Genomic DNA, 19,611 nt, shown 5'->3' with positions numbered 1-19,611 from the left:
CACTCGGCGGCCGCCGCGCGCGTTGCACCCTTGTGGGGTGCGGCGAATGTGGCGGACACGACCGATCGTCGCCCGCTCCGGAACCCGTCGATGGACCGTATGATCTGGGTAAAGCCAGAACGCATGACGGCCAGGCGCATGGGGCATATGGACCACACAAGGCCAGGTGGCGGACCGGTCGCCCCGCGACCGACGAGTAGGAGGACTCCGTGCCGCTCTCGGAGCACGAGCAGCGACTGCTCGATCAGATGGAGCGAGCGCTGTACGCCGAAGATCCCAAGTTCGCGACGGCGCTTGAGGGAACCGGGCTGCGCACCTACACCCGTCGACGGGTGTTCCTGGCCGCGGCGGGATTCGTGGTGGGAGTGGCCCTCCTGATGGGGGGCATGATCGTATCGCCGCAGCTGATCTGGCTGAGCGTGATCGGTTTCCTGGTGATGCTCGGGTGCGCGCTGGTGGCCGTCGCCGGCTGGCGCAAGCACCCGGTGGCAGGGCCCGGGGCGGGCCTGCGGGCGGCTCCGCCGGCCCGGCGCAAGGCGAGCGTGATGGATCGGATGGAGCAGCGCTGGCAGCGCCGCCGGGACGAGCACGACGGCCTGTAACGGGCCGGCCGGCAGCGCACTGGACCACTGAGTCGACCGCACGAACGTACTGACACGAAAAGCAGTGAAACGAAAGACGTGGGCGGGTGATCCGAAGAGGATCACCCGCCCACGTCTTTCCGCTTCCGCTAGTCGCGCCGTCCCGGTCGGCCGAGCCGCCGCAGCGGGGCACCGGCCCGGGTGACGGCCGCCCGGCCGCGCAGGCGCAGCGCGAGCACCCGGTCCGCCAGCCGCCAGCCGACCCGCGCCACCGAGGGCGGCAGCAGCAGCGCGCGCAGCCGCCGCCGGCGGGCGGCCGAGGCCCGCAGGCCGGCCCGCACCTCCCGCACGTCCGGTCCGAGCGGGGCCGCCGGCTCGGGCGCGCGGGCGTACAGCACCTGCTCGGTGGCCAGCGCCACCCGGCCGACCGCGGCCCGGGCCGACTCGTCCAGGCCGCCGGCCTCGCCGATCCGCTCCCCGGTGTGCCGGGGACTGTAGGCCTCGTCCGGCGGGATGCCGAGGTCCCAGGCGGAGTCGACCACCTCCTGCCAGGCCGCCAGCACCTGCGCCCCGGTCAGCCCGCCGCCGGGCCCGCCGGGCCGTCGGCGACCGCCGCCCAGCCGGCGCCGGCGCAGCCGGGCCCGCCAGAGCATCGGCCAGAACAGCAGGAGCAGCACCGCCACGCCGGCCGCGATCAGGCCGAGCAGCTGCGCCGGGAGCCCGTGCGTCGCCGGCGTCGCCGCCAGTGGCGCGGGGGCCGCCGACTGCGAGTTCTGCGTGGGCTGGTCGCAGCCGCCCTGCTTGCGCTGCACCGCCGGGCAGGCGTCCGCCGAGGGCGCCGCCCCGGGGTCGCCGGCCGTGGCCGAGGGCTGCGCGGAGCTCGCGGTCGAGGTCGGCGCGGCCTGCCCGCCGCTGTAGTCCGGCGCCACGCCGCGGCTGGGCGTGGGCTCGAAGCGCAGCCAGCCGGCGCCCGAGAAGTAGAGCTCGGGCCAGGCGTGGTAGTCGTTGCTGCCCACCACGTAGTCGCCGTTGCCGAGGTCCTGGCCGGGCGCGAAACCGACCGCCACCCGGGCCGGGATCCCCAGCGTGCGGGCCATCGCCGCCATGGTGGCGGCGAAGTGCACGCAGAAACCCTTCTTGTCCTGCAGGAACTTGAGGATCGCGGTCGGTCCGGTGCCCGCGTCGACCGAGGTGCTGTAGGTGAAGCCGCCGCTGGTGGTGAACCAGTCCTGCAGCGCCACCGCCTTGTCGTAGGCGGTGTCCTTGCCCGCGGTCACCTGCAGCGCGGTGTCCTTCACCTGGCCGGGCAGGTTGGCCGGCAGCTGCAGGTAGGTGTCGGTGATCGACTTGGGCGCGGGCGGGGCCGCCCGCAGCTGCTCGCCGGTCGGATCGATGTTCAGCGCGGTCAGCGTGTAGCTCAGCCCGGTGGCCTGCTGGCCGTGGGCGCCGACCACCGAGCCGACCTCCGGTTCGTAGCGCCAGTCGCCCGGCAGCCCCGGCAGCCGGTCGATCGGGTACGGGGCGGGCAGCCAGCTGCTGCTCAGGTTCTGCGAGACCGTGATCTGGGCCTCGAAGCTCGGGCTGGCCACATCCCCGGCCAGCCCGTCGGGGCGCGGCAGCGGGTTCTGCAGCAGCTCGTCCTTCTGCCTGCCCGGCTTCCACTCCTGGCCGTTGAACTCGTCCAGCGCGGTGATCCGGAGGTAGGCGGTGCGCAGCGCGGGGTCGGTGCCGTGGTAGCGGATCAGCTGCTGGTTGTCCGTGCGGCGCAGCCCGTCGGTCAGCGAGACCACCGGGCTGAGCGTGCTGATGTTGCCGCCGCCGTCGCCCGAACCGCCGTCGCCGAAACCGCCGTTGACCAGGCTGAGGTCCCAGTTGGGTGCCAGCACCGGCAGCAGCAGGGCGCAGGCCAGCGCGACCACGCCGATCCGGTGGCCGCCGGTGGGCAGCCCGCCGCGGTTCTCGCTGGTGCCGGCGCCGCGGAAGACCCGGCCCCAGCGGGAGAGCCGGTCGCGGCCCTCGGCGAAGAGCACCATCAGGTAGCCGGCGGCGGCCGCCAGGAACCAGAGCCAGGTCGCGCCGTCGGCGGAGCCGGCCAGCCCGGTGCCCACCGAGTAGAGCGCCAGCAGCGGCAGCCCGGCCAGTGCCGCCTGGCGGTAGGTGACCGCCAGCGCGTCCACCACGACCGCCACCACGGCCACCGCCAGGATCAGCAGGAACCGCAGGCCCGGGGTGGCCGGTGCCGGGATCGCGTACTGGGTGATGTCGTTGCCGGCCGACTGCAGCAGGTTGTTGAACGCCTGCAGGCTGCCCGAGCCGGGCAGCACCCCGAGCACGAAGCTGTCGCGGATCGCGCCGAACAGGATCAGGTAGAGGACGGCGAACAGCTGCGCCAGCACGACCAGCGGCCGGGCCACCGCCAGCCGGCGCAGCCCGGCGCCGACCAGCGCGGTCACCAGGATCAGCCCGCCGGCCGGCATGATCCAGCCGGCGGGGGTCAGCAGCGGGGTCAGGCCCAGCATGGACAGTGCGGTGGCAAGAGCGCTGTACACGGTCAGTCTCGCGCGGGTGGTCATGCGCCCGCCCCCTTCCGGGTCCGGGCGGCGGCCGCGTTCTGCCCGTCGGCCAGCCGCCACAGATCGGGCACCGTGTCACCGGCCCGGGCCGGCAGCACCGTCCAGCCCGCCTCGCGCAGCAGCCGCATCGGCCGTTCCAGCTCGTCGGACCCCGACTCGGGGAAGATCTGGCGAAGCCCGGCCCAGCTGCCGGTGTCCAGCACGAAGGCGATCGCCGTCCCGGCCCGGCGGCGCAGCCGGCCCAGGCTCGCCACCTGCTCGTCGTCCAGGGCACCGAGGATCGCCACCAGCAACCCCTCGCCGCCGGTCCGCAGCACCTCCTCGGCGCGGGCCAGGCCGCTGCCGGTGGAGTGGTCGACCACCGCGAGCGCGTCCAGCACCAGGCCGATCGACTCGCTCACCGACCCGCTGCCGTGGGCGTTGGTCTCCGGGACCTGCACGCCGCTGTCGGTCAGCAGCCGGGTCTGGTAGCCGCGCTCCAGCAGGTGGCTGGCGACCGAGGCGGCGCACCCGACCGCCCACTCGAAGGAGGAGGCCGGGCCGCTGCCCCGGTGGCCGATCTCGCGGCTGTCCAGCAGCACGGTGGCGCGGGCCTTCAGCGGCTGCTCCTCCCGGCGGACCATCAGCTCGCCGTACTTGGCGGTGGACTTCCAGTGCACCCGGCGCAGGTCGTCGCCGTGCCGGTACTCGCGCGGCACGGTGTCGTCGTCACCGGCCAGCGCGACCGCGCGGGACATGCTGTCGCCGTAGCCGGCCCACTCGCCGGAGAGCCGCACGGCCGGCAGCGCCTGCACCTGCGGGACCACGGTGAGGGTGTCGGCGGCGCTGAACGCCCGGGTCAGCTCGCACATCCCGAACGGGTCGGTCAGCCGCAGCTGCAGCGGGCCCAGCGGGTAGCGGCCGCGCAGGTCCGAGCGGACCCGGTAGGAGACCTCGCGGTAGCCGCGCGGCTCGACCCGGTCCAGCACGAACCGCGGGCGCGGGCCGAGCACGTAGGGCACCTTGTCCTCCAGCATCAGCAGGCCGGTGGGCACCCGGGAGATGTTGTCCACCCGCAGGTGGACCCGGGCCTCCTGGCCGGCCGAGGCGCGGTGCGGGGCGAGCCGGCGCCCGCTGGCCACCCGGTAGCGGGTGCGCACCAGCAGCAGCGCGGCCGTCAGCGGCAGCGCGATCAGCAGCACGGCGACCCGCAGCAGGGCGCTCTGGCCCAGCAGGTAGGAGCAGAGCAGCGCGGTCACCCCGCCCGCCAGGAAGGAGCGGCCGCGGGTGGTCAGGCCGCGCGTCCCGGCCCGGAAGCCGGATGGGTCGTCCGGTGCCGCCACCTCAGGCCCTCCGTGCGGGGCCCGAGTACTGCGGGCCCTGCGGGCCGGGGATCGGCACCCGGCGGACCAGCTCGGCGACGATCTGTTCGGCGCTGCGGCGGCTCAGCTGGGCCTCCGCGGTCGGCAGCAGACGGTGTGCCAGGACCGGCACGGCCAGCGCCTGCAGGTCGTCGGGCACCACGTACTCGCGCCCGGCCAGCGCGGCGGCGGCGCGCGCGGCCCGGACCAGGTGCAGGGTGGCTCGCGGCGAGGCGCCCAGGCGCAGTTCGGGGGAGTTGCGGGTGGCGCCGACCAGGTCGACCGCGTAGCGGCGCACGCTGTCGGCCACGTGCACGGTGCGGACCACGTCGATCAGCTTGAGGATGTCGTGCGCGTGCGCGACCGGCTGCAGGTCGTCCAGCGGGGAGGCGCCGCCGTGCGAGTCCAGCATCGCGAGCTCGGCGTCCGGGCTCGGGTAGCCGATCGAGACGCGGGCCATGAAGCGGTCGCGCTGCGCCTCGGGCAGCGGGTAGGTGCCCTCCATCTCCACCGGGTTCTGGGTGGCGATCACCATGAACGGGGAGGGCAGCTCGTAGGTGGTGCCGTCGATGGTCACCTGACGCTCCGCCATCGACTCCAGCAGCGCCGACTGGGTCTTGGGCGAGGCGCGGTTGATCTCGTCGCCGACCACGATCTGCGCGAAGATCGCGCCGGGGCGGAACTCGAAGTCCATTCGCTGCTGGTCGAAGACGTTGGTGCCGGTCACGTCGGAGGGCAGCAGGTCGGGGGTGAACTGGATCCGGCGCACGGTGCAGTCCACCGACCGGGCCAGCGCCTTGGCCAGCATGGTCTTGCCGACTCCGGGGACGTCCTCCAGCAGCAGGTGGCCCTCGGCCAGCATCACGGTCAGCGCCAGGCGTACCGCCTCCGGCTTGCCCTCGATCACGCTCTCCACCGAGGCGCGGACCCGCTCGATGACTGCGCTCAGCTCGGGCAGACCCACCGGTGGCACCGCGACCGGCCGCGCCGGCCGCGGGTCGGCCCCGTGCCGGTCCAGGCCGGTCTGCTCGTTGTAGGTCGTCACCCGTTCGCTCCTCGCCCCGCTCCGTGCCGGTCCACCTGTCCGGGACCCGCCGCAGCCGCATTCTTCCCTGAGGGGTGGCCAGAAGTCACCCGAAGGAGCGACGCGTGGCCCGCATGATCGGTTGCGGGGCGAGCCGCGAGGTCAGTGGATCTCGCGGAGCAGGCCGGTGTGCACGTCGAAGACGAAGCCGCGCACGTCGTCCGTGTGCAGCAGGAACGGCGAGGTGCGCACCCGTTGCATCGACTGGCGCACGTCGGCGTCCAGGTCGAGGAAGGACTCCACCGCCCACTGCGGGCGCTGGCCGACCTCCCGCTCCAGCTCGTGGCGGAAGTCCTCGGTGAGGCCGAGCAGGCCGCAGCCGGTGTGGTGGATCAGCGCGATCGACCGGGTGCCGAGTGCGCGCTGGCTGATGGTCAGCGAGCGGATGGTGTCGTCGGTGACCACGCCGCCGGCGTTGCGGATCACGTGCGCGTCGCCCAAGTCCAGGCCGAGCGCGGCGAACAGGTCGAGCCGCGCGTCCATGCAGGCCACCACGGTGACCTTCTGGACCGGACGCGCGTCCATGCCGCCGTCCCGGAAGGTCTCGGCGTAGACGCGGTTGGCGGTGACGAAGCGATCGATGATCGTCTCAGTGGCCGGGGCGGTGGGATCGCCGGGGGACGACCGGTCAGGGGTCACTGTCATAGGTATGACGTTAGTAGGAATCTGTCGGTCATGGTCGCCGTGTGACGAATAACCCGGACCGGTGTGATGGAGCGCATAGGGCGCGCGTGGCGCGCGCGGGCGGCGCGGACCAGGCCGGTAGTCTGACGCTCCGTACGCAGCCCGCGGCCTCCTCCCGCTCCCGTGCCACCTGACGCACCTTCCCCGGCGCCGGGCGGCACCCCTTCCCCCCAGTGAGCGGGCGGGGACCCCGGGCGGCGTCCGGGCTCGCCGGCACCGTGGTCCAGAATGGGGCGAAACCACAGCTCCCGGCGCCCTGAGAAGGCCGGCGGGCGGCTTCCCGCTACCGAAAGGCGCCCGCGCGCATGGCCACTGGCACACCGGAACCCAAGCACGTCCCGGTCATGCTGCAACGCTGCATGGACGCCCTGGCCCCGGCGATCAGCACTCCCGGCGCCGTGGTGGTGGACGCCACGCTGGGTCTCGGCGGCCACAGCGAGGCGCTGCTCACCCAGTTCCCCGAGGTCAGGCTGGTCGCGGTGGACCGCGACCCGCAGGCGCTGCGGCTCTCGGCCGAGCGGCTCGCGCCGTTCGGCGAGCGCGCCACCCTGGTGCACGCGGTCTACGACGAGATCCCCGAGGTGCTGGCCGACCTCGGCATCGACCGGGTGCAGGGCCTGCTCTTCGACCTCGGGGTCTCCTCGATGCAGCTGGACGAGGCCGAGCGCGGCTTCGCCTACGCCCAGGACGCCCCGCTGGACATGCGGATGGACCAGACCCGCGGGCTGAGCGCGGCCGAGGTGCTCAACACCTATACACACGGCCAGCTGGCCCGGATCCTCAAGGTCTACGGCGAGGAGCGGTTCGCCGGGAAGATCGCCTCGGTCATCCTCCGGGAGCGCGAGAAGGAACCGTTCAGCAACAGCGCGCGTCTGGTGGAGTTGGTACGCAACGCGATCCCGGCGGCCACCCGGCGCACCGGCGGCAACCCGGCCAAGCGGACCTTCCAGGCGCTGCGGATCGAGGTCAACGGCGAACTGGAGGTGCTGGACCGGGCCATCCCGAACGCGCTGGAGGTGCTCGCGCTGGGCGGGCGGATCGCCGTGATGTCCTACCAGTCACTGGAGGACCGCCTGGTGAAGCAGTACTTCGCGGCGGGTGCCACCACCACCGCGCCGCCCGGGCTGCCGTTCATCCCCGAGGAGCACCAGCCCTGGCTCAAGCTGATCACCCGAGGTGCCGAACTGGCCACCGAGGCGGAGATCGAGGAGAACCGGCGCGCCGCTCCCGTCCGGCTGCGGGTGGCGGAGAGGATCCGCAGTACGGGAACCCGGGGCTAGCTGCCGTACGGGGGGACGAACGGGCGAGAGCGTGAGGGCGGACCGGGAGAACATGGTGCAGGCGGCCGGGAAGGGCATCCAGGAGGGCAGGCTGCTGCCGGGGCAACTGGGGCGGGCCCGGATCACCGTGCGCCCTGGGCGCCCATCGAGCGGCGGGCGCGGGCGCACCCCGTTCGTGGTGCTGACGGTGCTGCTGCTGGCGCTCGGGCTGCTCGGGCTGCTGATGCTGAACACCGCGCTGAACGAGGGCTCCTTCGAGCTGACGAAACTGCAGAACCAGACCACCACGCTGACGGACCAGCAGCAGCGCCTGCAGCAGCAGATCGACCATGCCGCCGCGCCCGACGCGCTGGAGCAGCGGGCCCGTCAGCTCGGCATGGTGCCGGGAGGCGACCCGGCCTTCCTGCTGGCCGACGGCAAGGTGCTGGGCAGCCCGTCGGCCGCGAAGGACAGTCCGCCGGTCAAGCGCTCGGGCGCCGACCTGTGGCCGGGCGTCGCCCAGCCGGGCGCCGCGCCCAGCCCGTCGGCCGCGCCCGCGCCCGCCGCCGGCCCGTCCGCCGCCCAGCCATCGACCGATCCGGCCACTGCCGAGGGGGCGCTGCGGGTCGACCCGGTCAGTCCCTCGCCGAGCGCCGGCCAGCGCACCAGCCCGACTCCCACCCCGAGCAGCAGCCCGAGCGGAAGCGCACGATGAGCACCCCACGCCGCCCCCAGAACCCCGGCGAGCGCCGCGCGCGCCCCGCTGCCCCGCAGCAGCGCGGGCCCGGCGAGGGCACCCGCAAGCCGGCTCCCCGCAAGGCCGCCGCCGCCAAGCCGCCGACCCGCCGGCCCGCCGCGCCCGGCAGCCGCCCGGCCGCCAAGCGCCCGGCCACCAGGCGCCCGGGCCCCGGCAGCCGTCCGCAGCCGCGCCGCCTCAAGCTCGCCGACCCCAAGCGCCGGCTGCGGGTGGTGCTGATCTCGCTCGCGGTGGTCTTCTCGCTCTTCGCCGCCCGGTTGATGCAGATCCAGCTGTTCGACGCGGGCACGCTCGCCGCCGACGCCAGCACCTACCGCTACGTCGACGTCGCGCTGCCCGCCACCCGCGGCGCGATAACGTCCGCCGACGGCACGGCCCTGGCCACCACCGTGGACGCCTACGACATCACCGCCGACCCGACCATGTTCACCCAGGACGCGCTGCACATCGCCGACGGCCCCGATCAGGCCGCCGGCCTGCTGGCCCCGATCCTGAACATGCCCCGGGACAAGGTGGCGGCCAAGCTGCGCGCCAAGACCAGGGGCATCACGCTGGCCCCCCGGCAGACCCCGCAGATCCGCAAGCAGATCATGGACCTGCGCACCGCGCTCACCAAGAAGGTCGACACCAAGACCTGCCGGGCCCAGAAGGCGCTCACCGCCAAGCCCGTCGGCCAGGGCGGCCGGACCACCATCGACGAGAGCTGCGCCAACCCGCTGGAGGGCGTCTTCTCGCAGGACACCACCAACCGCGTCTATCCGGCGGACGGCCTGGCGGCCAACCTGGTCGGCTTCGTGAACGGCGAGGGCGCCGGGGCCGGCGGCCTGGAGCAGCAGTACCAGAAGCAGCTGGCGGGCCAGGACGGCCACCGCACCTCCGCGGTCTCCGGCAGCCAGCCGATCCCGACCGGCGGCGGCACCACCGAGAAGGACCCGGTGCCCGGCAGCGACGTGCGGCTGACGATCGATCCGGACATCCAGTGGGCCGCCCAGCGGGCCATCACCGACCAGGTGACCGCGGCCGGCGCGGAGAAGGGCTACGTGGTCGTCCAGGACGTGAAGACCGGTCAGATCCTGGCGATGGCCACCTCGCCCGGCTTCAACCCCAATGACCTGAGCACCGCCGGCCCGGACGAGCTGGGCAACCCGGCCCTGCAGGACGCCTACGAGCCGGGCAGCACCGCCAAGCTGATGACCATGGCCGCCGTGCTGGACAGCGGCGCCGCCACCTGGGACACCCACGTGACCGTCCCCGGCACGCTGACCCGGGCCGGCCAGGTCTTCCACGACGACGTCGACCACGACACCTGGTACCTGACCTTGAACGGGGTGCTCGCCAAGTCCTCCAACATCGGCACCATCGAGGCCGCCGAGCACCTGGGCAAGGACCAGCAGCAGTCGAACCGGATCCTCGGCGGCTACCTGCAGAAGTTCGGCATCGGCCAGCCCAGCGGCCTGAACTTCCCGGGAGAGACCCGCGGCATCCTGGCCAACCCGGCGACCTGGCAGGGCACCCAGCAGTACACCATCCCGTTCGGCCAGGGTCTTTCGGTCAACGCGCTGCAGGCCACCTCGGTGTACTCGACCATCGCCAACGGCGGGGTGCGGGTGGCGCCCAGCCTGGTGGCGGGCATCACCGGACCGGACGGCCGGTACACCCCGGCCGTGCCCGGCGCGCAGACCCAGGTGGTCAAGCCGGAGACGGCCAAGACCCTGGAGCAGATGCTGGAGTCGGTGGTCACCGACGACCAGGGCACCGGCAACACGGCCCAGATCCCCGGCTACCGGGTGGCCGGCAAGACCGGCACGGCCAACCGAGTGGACCCCAGGACCGGCAAGTACAACGGCTACACCGCCTCCTTCATCGGCTTCGCGCCGGCCGACGCGCCCCGGCTCACGGTCTCCTGCACGATCCAGAACCCGATCAACGGCCACTTCGGCGGCCCCCTGTGCGGACCGGTCTTCAAGCAGGTGATGGAGTTCGCCCTGAAGACCCTCCAGGTGCCGCCGAGCGGCAGCGCGGCGCCCAACCTGCCCGTCGACTGGAAGCCCTGAACCATGGCCACAGCTGTGAACCGTGTCACACCCGGGAGTGCCGAGGCCCGCCCGCCCCAGGCGGCGGCGGAAGGCTCGCTTGGCTTCTTCCACCCCGAGGCCGATAGCCTGCCCGCCGTGCCGAAATCAGACCAAACCCGCGTGAGCCCGCCCCGCCCGAGCGCGGTGCCGCCCGTCCCGCTCGCCGAGCTCGCCCAGATCCTGGGTGTCGCGGCGGCCGAGGGCGCCGCGGCGACCGGGATCACCGGGATCACCCACGACTCGCGCGCGGTCCGTCCGGGCGACCTCTACGTGGCCTTCGCCGGGGCCAACCACCACGGCGCCGCGTTCGCCGGCCAGGCCGCCGCCGCAGGGGCCCTGGCGGTGCTCACCGACCCGGCGGGCGCCGAGCAGGCGGGCGGCCTCGCGGTGCCGCTGCTGGTGGTCCCGAGCCCGCGCGCCTTCATGGGCGCGCTGGCGGCCCGGATCTACGGCGACCCGTCGCGGGCACTGCTGACCATCGGGATCACCGGCACCAACGGCAAGACCACCACCTCCTACCTGGTGGAGGGCGGCCTGCGCGGCGCGGCCCGTACGCCCGGGGTGATCGGCACGGTGGAGATGCGGGTCGGCACCGAGCGGATCAAGAGCGAGCGCACCACCCCCGAGGCCACCGAGCTGCACGCGATCCTCGCGGTGATGCGCGAGCGCGGCGCCGACGCGGTGGTGATGGAGGTCTCCAGCCACGCGCTGGTCTTCGGCCGGGCCGACGGCGTCCAGTACGACGTCGCGGTCTTCAACAACCTGACGCCGGAGCACCTCGACTTCCACCCGGACATGGAGGACTACTTCGCGGCCAAGGCACGGCTGTTCGAGGTGGGCCGCAGCCGGGTCGCAGTGGTCAACCTGGACGACGCCTACGGGCGCCGGCTGGCCGCCGAGGCCGCGATCCCGGTCACCACCTTCTCCGCCAAGGGCGCCGCCGACGCCGACTGGCGGGCGGTGGACGTGCAGCTGGGCCCGATCGGCTCGACCTTCCGGGTGCTGGGCCCCGACGGCCGCCAGGCGGACGCCTCGGTGCCGCTGCCCGGCCCGTTCAACGTCTCCAACGCGCTGGCCGCGATCACCGCCCTGGTCACCGCCGGGCTGCCGCTGGCCGAGGCGGTGGCGGGGGTGGCCGCGGTGCCGGGCGTGCCCGGGCGGCTGGAGCGGGTGGACGCCGGTCAGGACTTCGTCGCGGTGGTCGACTACGCGCACAAGCCGGACGCGCTGCGGGCCGTCCTGGAGTCGCTGCGCGAGGTCACCAAGGGCCGGCTGCACGTGGTGGTCGGCTGCGGCGGCGACCGCGATCCGTTCAAGCGCGGCCCGATGGGGGCCAGCGCCGCCCGGCTCGCCGACACCGCCGTGCTGACCAGCGACAACCCGCGCTCGGAGGACGCCCTGGCGATCCTGGCCAGCATGCTCGGCGGCGCGGTCGAGGTCCCCGAGGACGAGCGCGGCGACGTGCTGGTGGTGCCGGACCGGGCCGCGGCGATCGCCGCGGCGGTGGCCCGCGCACACGCCGGCGACACCGTCCTGGTGGCCGGCAAGGGCCACGAGCTCGGCCAGTACGTGAAGGGCGAGGTCCGCCCGTTCGACGACCGGGAAGTGCTGCGCGCGGCCATCACGCGCCGGCATCCCGACCGAGGAGTGGAGCAGCCGTGATCGCACTGACCCTGGCCGAGGTGGCCGCCGTGACCGACGGGAAGCCGGCCGACGGCGCCGACCCGCAGGCGCTGGTGACCGGCCCGCTGGCGATCGACTCGCGCAAGGTGGCCTCCGGCGGCCTCTTCGCGGCCTTCCGTGGCGAGCAGGTGGACGGGCACGACTACGCCGAGCGGGCCGTGGCGGCCGGCGCGGTGGCGGTGCTCGCCGAGCGCCCGGTCGGCGTGCCGGCGGTGCTGGTCGCCGATGTCCAGGTCGCGATGGGCCGGCTCGCCCAGGCGGTGGCCGAGCGGACCGAGGCCGCGGTGGTGGCGCTGACCGGCTCGGTCGGCAAGACCAGCACCAAGGACCTGATCGCGCAGCTGCTGACCCGGCTGGGCCCGACCGTCTACACCGAAGGCTCGCTCAACAACGAGCTGGGCTTCCCGATGACCGCCACCAGGGTCGAGCCGGACACCCGCCACCTGGTGCTGGAGATGGGCGCCCGGCACAAGGGCGACATCGCCTACCTCTGCTCGCTGGCCCGGCCCGGCATCGGCCTGGTGCTCAACGTCGGCAGCGCGCACCTGGGCGAGTTCGGCTCCAAGGAGGGCATCGCCGAGGCCAAGGGCGAGCTGGTCGAGTCGCTGGGCGCGGACGGCACCGCGATCCTGAACGCCGACGACCCGCTGGTGCGCGCGATGGCCGGACGCACCCGGGCCAAGGTGGTGACCTTCGGGGAGAGCGCGGGCGCCGATGTCCGCGCACAGGACGTTCGCCTCGACTCCACCGGCCGTCCATCGTTCACGCTGACCACCCTGGCCGGTTCCGCGCACGTCCAACTGCGCCTGTACGGTGAGCACCACGTCTCGAACGCCCTCGCCGCCGCAGCGGTGGCGATGGAGCTCGGACTGTCCGTCGACGACACCGCCACCGCCCTGGGCGAGGCGGGTGCGCTGTCCCGCTGGCGCATGGAGGTCGTCGACCGGGCCGACGGTGTCACCGTCGTGAACGACGCCTACAACGCGAACCCGGAGTCCATGCGGGCCGCGCTGCGCGCGCTCGCCACGATGGGCGGCCGTGGCCCGGAGCGCCGCCGCACCTGGGCGGTGCTCGGCGAGATGCGGGAGCTCGGCGAGGAGAGCCTCGACGAGCACGACGCCATCGGGCGGCTCGTGGTTCGACTGGACGTCACCAAGCTGGTGGCGGTGGGCGGACGCGAAGCGGCCTGCATGGAACTGGGCGCGAGGAACGAAGGTTCGTGGGGTGAGGAGTCGGTGCTGGTGTCCGACGCGGACGCGGCGGTCGAGCTGCTGCGCGGTCAGCTGCGGCCAGGGGACGTGGTGTTGGTGAAGGCCAGTCGCTCGGTGGGCCTGGAGCGGGTCGCACAGGCCCTGTTGGCGGACGGTGCCACGCGGTGAAGCAGATTCTCTACTCCGGACTGATCGGCCTGGTGCTGTCGCTCTTCGGCACCCCCGCGCTGATCCGGGTGCTGGCCCGGCACGGCTACGGCCAGATGATCCGCGACGACGGCCCCAAGGCGCACCACAGCAAGCGCGGTACGCCGACCATGGGTGGCATCGCGTTCATCCTGGCCACCCTGATCGCCTACGCGCTGACCAAGGTGATCACCGGCGACCAGCCGCGCGCCTCGGGCCTGTTGGTGCTCTTCCTGATGTCGGGCCTGGGCCTGGTCGGCTTCCTGGACGACTACATCAAGGTGGTCAAGCAGCGCTCGCTGGGCCTGCGGGCCAAGGCGAAGCTGCTCGGGCAGTCCTTCGTGGGCCTGGCCTTCGCGATCCTGTCGCTGCAGTTCCACGACCCGCGCGGGCTGACCCCGGCCTCCACCCACCTGTCCTTCATCCAGGACTTCAGCTGGTCGATCGGCCCCGTGCTGTTCGTCATGTGGGCCTACTTCATGATCGCCGGCATGTCGAACGGCGTGAACCTGACGGACGGTCTGGACGGCCTGGCCACCGGCGCCTCGGTGATGGTCTTCGGCGCCTACGTCTTCATCGGCGTCTGGCAGTACGGCCAGTCCTGCGACCGGTTCGTGACCGCGACCGCCAACTGCTTCGAGGTCCGCGACCCGCTGGACCTGGCGGTGGTGGCCTCGGCGCTGATGGGCTCGTGCTTCGGCTTCCTGTGGTGGAACACCTCGCCGGCCAAGATCTTCATGGGCGACACCGGTTCGCTGGCGCTCGGCGGCGCGCTCGCCGGTCTGGCGATCTGCTCGCGCACCGAGCTGCTGCTGCCGCTGCTCGGCGGCCTCTTCGTGATCATCACCCTGTCGGTGATCATCCAGGTCGGCTCGTTCCGGCTGACCGGCAAACGGGTCTTCAAGATGGCGCCGCTGCAGCACCACTTCGAGCTCAAGGGCTGGAGCGAAGTGCTGATCGTGGTCCGCTTCTGGATCATCCAGGGCCTCTGCGTGGCCGTCGGCCTCGGCATCTTCTACGCGGGCTGGGTGAGCCAGTGAGCACCGACGCCGTCGCCTGGCCCGGCCTGCCGGTCGTGGTCGCGGGCCTGGGCGTCTCCGGGATCAGCGCCGCCCGGGTGCTGCACCGGCTGGGCGCCGAGGTCACCGTGGTGGACGGCGGCGACAGCCCGGTCCTGCGGGACCGGGCGGCCGAGCTGACGGGCATTGAGGTGCGTCTCGGGGACGGTGACACGCTTCCCGAGGGGACCCGGCTGGTCGTCACCTCGCCCGGCTGGCCGCCCAGCAGCCCGCTGTTCGCCGCCGCCGAGGCGGCCGGGCTGCCGATCTGGGGCGACGTCGAACTCGCCTGGCAGCTGCGCGAGCCGCTGCCCGGCACCGGCGAGCCGGCCCCCTGGCTGGCCGTCACCGGCACCAACGGCAAGACCACCACGGTCCAGATGCTGGCCTCGATCCTCACCGCGGCCGGCAAGCACACCGCCGCCGTCGGCAACGTCGGGGTCTCGGTGCTGGACGCCGTCCTCGCGGGTTTCGACGACGCTGCCGGCACCGGCGAGCGCCCGTACGACGTGCTCGCCGTCGAGCTCTCCAGCTACCAGCTGCACTGGGCGCCCTCGCTGCGCCCGCACTCGGCGGCCGTGCTCAACCTGGCGCCCGACCACCTGGACTGGCACGGCTCGATGGCGGCCTACGCCGCCGACAAGGGCCGGATCTTCCAGGGCAACCAGGTGGCCTGCGTCTACAACCTGGCCGACCCGGCCACCGAGGAGCTGGTCCGCGAGGCCGACGTCGAGGAGGGCTGCCGGGCGATCGGCTTCGGCCTCGGCACCCCCGGGCTCTCCCAGCTCGGCGTGGTGGAGGGCCTGCTGGTGGACCGCGCCTTCGTCCCCGACCGGGCCAAGAACGCGGCCGAACTCGGCGCGGTGTCCGACGTGAACCCGCCGGCCCCGCACAACATCGCCAACGCCCTGGCCGCCGCCGCGCTGGCCCGGGCCTACGGGGTGGACGCCAAGGCGGTGCGCGACGGCCTGCGGGCCTTCCGCCCCGACGCGCACCGGATCGCGCTGGTCGCCGAGGTCGACTCGGTCAGCTACGTTGACGACTCCAAGGCGACCAACACCCACGCCGCGGCCGCCTCGCTGGCGGCCTATCAGCCGATCGTGTGGATCGCCGGCGGCCTGGCCAAGGGCGCCACCTTCGACGAGCTGGTCAAGGGCGCTGCGAGCCGGCTGCGCGCCGCGGTGCTGATCGGCGAGGACCGCGGGCTGATCCGCGAGGCGCTGGCGCGACACGCCCCGGATGTACAGGTGATCGAGCCGGCCGAGGGCCAGACTGGCGCGACGGCGATGGCGGAGGTGGTACGGGTGGCCGCCCAAGTCGCCCGGGCGGGCGATACCGTGCTGCTGGCCCCGGCCTGCGCCTCGATGGACATGTTCACCAGTTACGGCGAGCGGGGCGACCTCTTCGCCGAGGCGGTGCGAGGGCTGACGCAGTAGAACCGGGCACATCGGAGAGGGGCAGGCACGCGTGGCGGGTCAGGGCAAGGCGGACACGGCCGCGCCGCCGGAGCGCGGCCCCTCCCCGGCGCTGATCTCGGCGACCAGCACGGTCTTCAAGACCGAGGGCCTGACCGGACGGCTGCGCGCGCTGCGCGAGCGGCTGCGCTGGTTCCTGAACCGCCCGCTGACGCCGTACTACCTGATCCTCGGCTCGACCTCGCTGCTGCTGGTGCTCGGCCTGATCATGGTCTTCTCCTCCTCCAACATCACCGCGATCCACCAGGGCCTGCCGGGGCTCTTCTACTTCCGCAAGCAGCTGGTCGCGGTGCTGCTCGGCTCGGTGCTGCTGGTGGCCGCCGCCAGGGTGCCGGTGGCCGTGCACCGGGTGCTGGCCTACCCGGTGCTGCTCGGCTCGATCGGGGCCATGGTGCTGGTCGCCATCCCCGGCATCGGGATGACCGTCAACGGCAACCGGAACTGGCTGAACTTCGGCTTCTTCCAGGTCCAGCCCTCGGAGTTCGCCAAACTGGCGCTGCTGCTCTGGGGGGCCGACCTGCTGGCCCGCAAGCAGAAGGCCGGCACCCTGACCCAGTGGAAGCACCTGCTGGTGCCGCTGGTGCCGGGCGCCCTCCTGCTGCTGCTGCTGATCATGCTCGGCGGCGACATGGGGACCTCGATGATCCTGGTCGCCATGGTCTTCGCGCTGCTCTGGATGGTCGGCGCCCCGCTGCGGCTCTTCGTGGCCACCCTGGGCATCGCCGTGGTCGCCTGCACCGCGCTGATCATCACCGTGCCGCACCGGCTGGACCGGCTGGCCTGCATCGGCACCACCAAGCCGGACGCGGCGCACGACTGCTTCCAGGCCCTGCACGGCCTCTACGCCTTCGGTCTGGGCGGGCTGTTCGGGACCGGACTGGGCGCCGGCTACGAGAAATGGGGCCAGCTGCCCGAGGCACACACCGACTTCATCTTCGCCGCCACCGGGGAGGAACTCGGTCTGGTGGGGACGCTGTCAGTGATCGGTCTCTTCGCGGCACTAGGGTATGCGGGTATCCGAGTGGCCATCGGCACGAAGGACTCCTTCGTCAGGTATGCCGCGGGAGCCGCCACCACGTGGATCATGGCCCAGGCCATGATCAACCTGGGGTCGGCGCTGGGACTGCTGCCCATCGCGGGCGTACCCCTCCCGCTGTTCTCCTACGGCGGGTCCGCCATGCTGTCGGCCATGTGCGCACTCGGGATGCTGCTCTGCTTCGCTCGCAGCGTCCCGGGGGCGAAGGCGGCACTTGCCGCCCGGAGCTCGAAGTCCCGGTTCAGGACAGGTCTGCGCCGGGTGCTGCCACGACGAACCACAGCGCGCCCGGCCGCCCGGCCGCCGCGCAGGGAGCGGTGATTTTCGGTGCATGTCGTACTCGCCGGCGGGGGTACCGCAGGACACATCGAGCCGGCCATGGCGCTCGCGGACGCGCTCCGCAGGCATGACCCGAGCATCGGCATCACGGCGCTCGGCACCGAGCGCGGCCTGGAGACCCGGCTGGTGCCGGAGCGCGGCTACCAGCTGGAGCTGATCCCGGCCGTGCCGCTGCCGCGCAAGCCCACCCCCGAGCTGATCACCGTGCCGGGCCGGCTGCGCGGCACCGTCCGGGCCGCCCAGGAGATCATCGAGCGGGTCAAGGCGGACGCCGTGGTCGGCTTCGGCGGCTACGTCGCGATGCCCGCCTACCTGGCCGCCAAGCGGGCCGGGGTGCCGATCGTGGTGCACGAGGCCAACGCCCGCCCGGGCCTGGCCAACAAGATCGGCGCCCGGTACAGCGACTTCGTCGCCGTCTCCACCCCGGACAGCAAGCTGCGGGACTCGCGCTACATCGGCATCCCGCTGCGCCGCACCATCGCCACCCTGGACCGCAACGCGGTGCGCCCCGAGGCCCGGCACTACTTCGGCCTCGACCAGCGGCTGCCCACCCTGCTGGTCTCCGGCGGCTCGCAGGGCGCGCGCCGGCTGAACGAGACCGTCCAGGCGATCGCCCCGCGCCTGCAGCAGTACGGCGTGCAGGTGCTGCACGCGGTGGGCCCGAAGAACGAGCTGCCGCAGATCGACGACATCCCGGGGATGCCGCCCTACCGCGCGGTGCCCTACCTGGACCGGATGGACCTGGCCTACGCGGCCGCCGACCTGATGCTCTGCCGGGCCGGCGCGATGACGGTGGCCGAGCTGGCCGCGGTCGGGCTGCCGGGCTGCTTCGTCCCGCTGCCGATCGGCAACGGTGAGCAGCGGCTGAACGCCCAGCCGATGGTCAAGGCCGGCGGCGGCCTGCTGGTGGACGATGCCGAACTGACCCCGGACTGGGTGCTGGGCAACGTGCTGCCGGTGCTCACCGACCCGCAGCGGCTCTGGGACATGAGCCGGGCGGCCGGCGAGTTCGGCCGCCGGGACGCCGACGACCTGCTGGTCGGCATGGTGTACGAGGCGATCGACGCGGCCCGGGGCGGTCGCCGACGTGGTTGAGCGGCTCGACGCCGCGCTCGTCGAGGAGGCGGCGGAGGACGACGAGGAGGAGCGGCCGCCGCTGCGCCTGTCGCGCCGCGGGATCCTGGTGCTCAGCGGGCTCGGCGCGGCCGTGCTCGGCCTGCTGGGCTGGCTGTTCTTCTTCTCCTCGGTGCTGGACGTCCGCACCGTCGCCATCCAGGGGCTGCAGAACGACCAGCTGACGGTCGACCAGGTGCGCGCAGCGATAGGGCCGGTGCAGCACGGGCCGTTGTCCCGGGTCGACCTGGACGCGGTGCAGCGCCGGGTCCAGGCCGTTCCCCGGGTGGCGAAGGCCGAGGTCTGGCGCGGCTGGCCGCACACCCTGCGGGTGAAGGTGATAGAGCGTCAGCCGGTGGCAGCTGTCAAGGGCAATGATGGAAAGTTCACTCAGATGGATGCATCTGGGGTGAGTTTCGCCACCGAACCGACGCCGCCACCCGGCGTTCCTGTGGTCGAACTCCAGCTGAGCCAGCCGGCCCAGGATGCGATTTCGGCCATTCCGCAGAGCGCGCTGGTCCAGGGCGCGGTCCGGGTGGCCGCCGGGCTGCCGGCCGAAGTCGCCAAGCTGGCCCCCTCGTTGCTGGTTCGTTCGTATGACGACATCGAGTTGAGACTGGCCGGTGGGACCACCGTGCGGTGGGGGAGTCCGGAGCGGACCGACCGCAAGGCGAGCGTGCTGATCGCACTGCTGAAGCAGAAGGCGGCGAACTACGACGTCAGCGCTCCGGATGCCCCGGCGATCTCCGGGTGAGTCCGGATCCGGTAGGTTCTGTACTCCCGGGGGGCTTTACCGCGTGATTCGCCACTGTTGACGATTCGTCGGTGATTCCCCGACCCTGGGTGCTCCACCCCGGTGCCCAACGCCGGACGGTGATCACATAGGCTCAAAAGAAAAAAGGGAAGCTCGGCGTGTTCGTTGAACACGGACCCGCTCGGCACTTAGTGTCCTGTGTCACCAGGCTGTGCTCCACAGTGATCTGAGGCATCTTCACGATGTGGCACGGGCACAGCATGAACTCTCAACGTCAAGTTTAGGGTTCGGGTCGGCGGTCTCAATTTCGGACAATCAGTCAGAAACCGGGCTCCCCACCCATCGACATCCGTCGGCATCTTGGTTCGAAGCCGACCCGGACATCCGAGGCGAGAGGCCTTCG

At 72.9% G+C, this 19,611-nt stretch carries 15 protein-coding genes; 11 read left to right on the top strand and 4 right to left on the bottom strand.

Translation table 11 applies throughout. The features are described 5' to 3' along the window. The first annotated feature begins 209 nt into the window (after positions 1 to 209). Complete coding sequence (locus tag ABH937_RS20180; protein ID WP_280686991.1) at positions 210 to 602, top strand: DUF3040 domain-containing protein; 393 nt, start codon at positions 210 to 212, stop codon at positions 600 to 602. Positions 603 to 730: 128 nt separating this feature from the next. Here the strand turns inward: ABH937_RS20180 and ABH937_RS20175 are convergent, their stop codons facing one another. From ABH937_RS20175 to ABH937_RS20160, 4 genes are all read right to left on the bottom strand, one after another. Further along, positions 731 to 3,154 (bottom strand): DUF3488 and transglutaminase-like domain-containing protein, encoded by a 2,424-nt coding sequence (locus tag ABH937_RS20175; RefSeq protein ID WP_280686992.1) that lies wholly within the window; start codon positions 3,152 to 3,154, stop codon positions 731 to 733. Further along, positions 3,151 to 4,476, bottom strand: a complete 1,326-nt coding sequence (locus ABH937_RS20170) for a DUF58 domain-containing protein (protein WP_280686993.1) — start codon at positions 4,474 to 4,476, stop codon at positions 3,151 to 3,153. The genes ABH937_RS20175 and ABH937_RS20170 overlap by 4 nt, the downstream gene beginning before the upstream one ends. Before the next feature lies 1 nt (position 4,477). After that, complete coding sequence (locus ABH937_RS20165; RefSeq protein ID WP_280687311.1) at positions 4,478 to 5,467, bottom strand: MoxR family ATPase; 990 nt, start codon at positions 5,465 to 5,467, stop codon at positions 4,478 to 4,480. Positions 5,468 to 5,680: 213 nt separating this feature from the next. Then, positions 5,681 to 6,223, bottom strand: a complete 543-nt coding sequence (locus ABH937_RS20160; protein WP_280686994.1) for a carbonic anhydrase — start codon at positions 6,221 to 6,223, stop codon at positions 5,681 to 5,683. A gap of 344 nt (positions 6,224 to 6,567) precedes the next feature. Between ABH937_RS20160 and rsmH the strand changes: the two genes are divergently transcribed. Genes rsmH through ABH937_RS20110 form a run of 10 tightly spaced genes read left to right on the top strand, consistent with a single transcriptional unit; the run spans position 6,568 to position 19,208 of the window. Next, positions 6,568 to 7,542, top strand: coding sequence for a 16S rRNA (cytosine(1402)-N(4))-methyltransferase RsmH (gene rsmH, locus ABH937_RS20155; protein ID WP_280686995.1), 975 nt, complete (start codon positions 6,568 to 6,570; stop codon positions 7,540 to 7,542). Positions 7,543 to 7,573: 31 nt separating this feature from the next. Continuing rightward, positions 7,574 to 8,236 carry a septum formation initiator family protein gene (locus tag ABH937_RS20150; protein WP_280686996.1) on the top strand — a complete coding sequence of 221 codons (663 nt, stop codon included), beginning with the start codon at positions 7,574 to 7,576 and terminating at the stop codon, positions 8,234 to 8,236. Beyond that, positions 8,233 to 10,332, top strand: coding sequence for a peptidoglycan D,D-transpeptidase FtsI family protein (locus ABH937_RS20145; RefSeq protein ID WP_370219002.1), 2,100 nt, complete (start codon positions 8,233 to 8,235; stop codon positions 10,330 to 10,332). Before ABH937_RS20150 ends, ABH937_RS20145 begins: the two co-directional genes overlap by 4 nt. A gap of 15 nt (positions 10,333 to 10,347) precedes the next feature. Continuing rightward, positions 10,348 to 12,015, top strand: coding sequence for a UDP-N-acetylmuramoyl-L-alanyl-D-glutamate--2,6-diaminopimelate ligase (locus ABH937_RS20140; protein WP_370219001.1), 1,668 nt, complete (start codon positions 10,348 to 10,350; stop codon positions 12,013 to 12,015). Then, positions 12,012 to 13,415 carry a UDP-N-acetylmuramoyl-tripeptide--D-alanyl-D-alanine ligase gene (gene murF, locus ABH937_RS20135; RefSeq protein ID WP_280686999.1) on the top strand — a complete coding sequence of 468 codons (1,404 nt, stop codon included), beginning with the start codon at positions 12,012 to 12,014 and terminating at the stop codon, positions 13,413 to 13,415. The genes ABH937_RS20140 and murF overlap by 4 nt, the downstream gene beginning before the upstream one ends. Continuing rightward, the gene (gene mraY / locus ABH937_RS20130) at positions 13,412 to 14,473 is read left to right on the top strand and encodes a phospho-N-acetylmuramoyl-pentapeptide-transferase (RefSeq protein WP_280687000.1); all 1,062 of its coding nucleotides are present in this window, start codon (positions 13,412 to 13,414) and stop codon (positions 14,471 to 14,473) included. The genes murF and mraY overlap by 4 nt, the downstream gene beginning before the upstream one ends. After that, entirely contained in the window at positions 14,470 to 15,927 is a 1,458-nt protein-coding gene (murD, locus tag ABH937_RS20125; RefSeq protein ID WP_280687001.1) for a UDP-N-acetylmuramoyl-L-alanine--D-glutamate ligase, read from the top strand. The genes mraY and murD overlap by 4 nt, the downstream gene beginning before the upstream one ends. 31 nt (positions 15,928 to 15,958) lie before the next feature. Beyond that, positions 15,959 to 17,323: a putative lipid II flippase FtsW gene (ftsW, locus tag ABH937_RS20120; RefSeq protein ID WP_370146022.1), complete on the top strand. Its 1,365-nt coding sequence runs from the start codon at positions 15,959 to 15,961 to the stop codon at positions 17,321 to 17,323. A 6-nt stretch (positions 17,324 to 17,329) separates the two neighbouring features. Further along, complete coding sequence (murG, locus tag ABH937_RS20115) at positions 17,330 to 18,436, top strand: undecaprenyldiphospho-muramoylpentapeptide beta-N-acetylglucosaminyltransferase (RefSeq protein ID WP_280687002.1); 1,107 nt, start codon at positions 17,330 to 17,332, stop codon at positions 18,434 to 18,436. Further along, the gene (locus ABH937_RS20110; RefSeq protein ID WP_280687003.1) at positions 18,429 to 19,208 is read left to right on the top strand and encodes a cell division protein FtsQ/DivIB; all 780 of its coding nucleotides are present in this window, start codon (positions 18,429 to 18,431) and stop codon (positions 19,206 to 19,208) included. The genes murG and ABH937_RS20110 overlap by 8 nt, the downstream gene beginning before the upstream one ends. Positions 19,209 to 19,611: the final 403 nt, after the last annotated feature.

This window comes from Kitasatospora sp. GAS1066B, assembly GCF_041262605.1.
Taxonomy (GTDB): Bacteria; Actinomycetota; Actinomycetes; order Streptomycetales; family Streptomycetaceae; genus Kitasatospora.
Note: the sequence above shows the minus strand (reverse complement) of the source record. Positions and strands in the feature narration are given on the sequence as shown.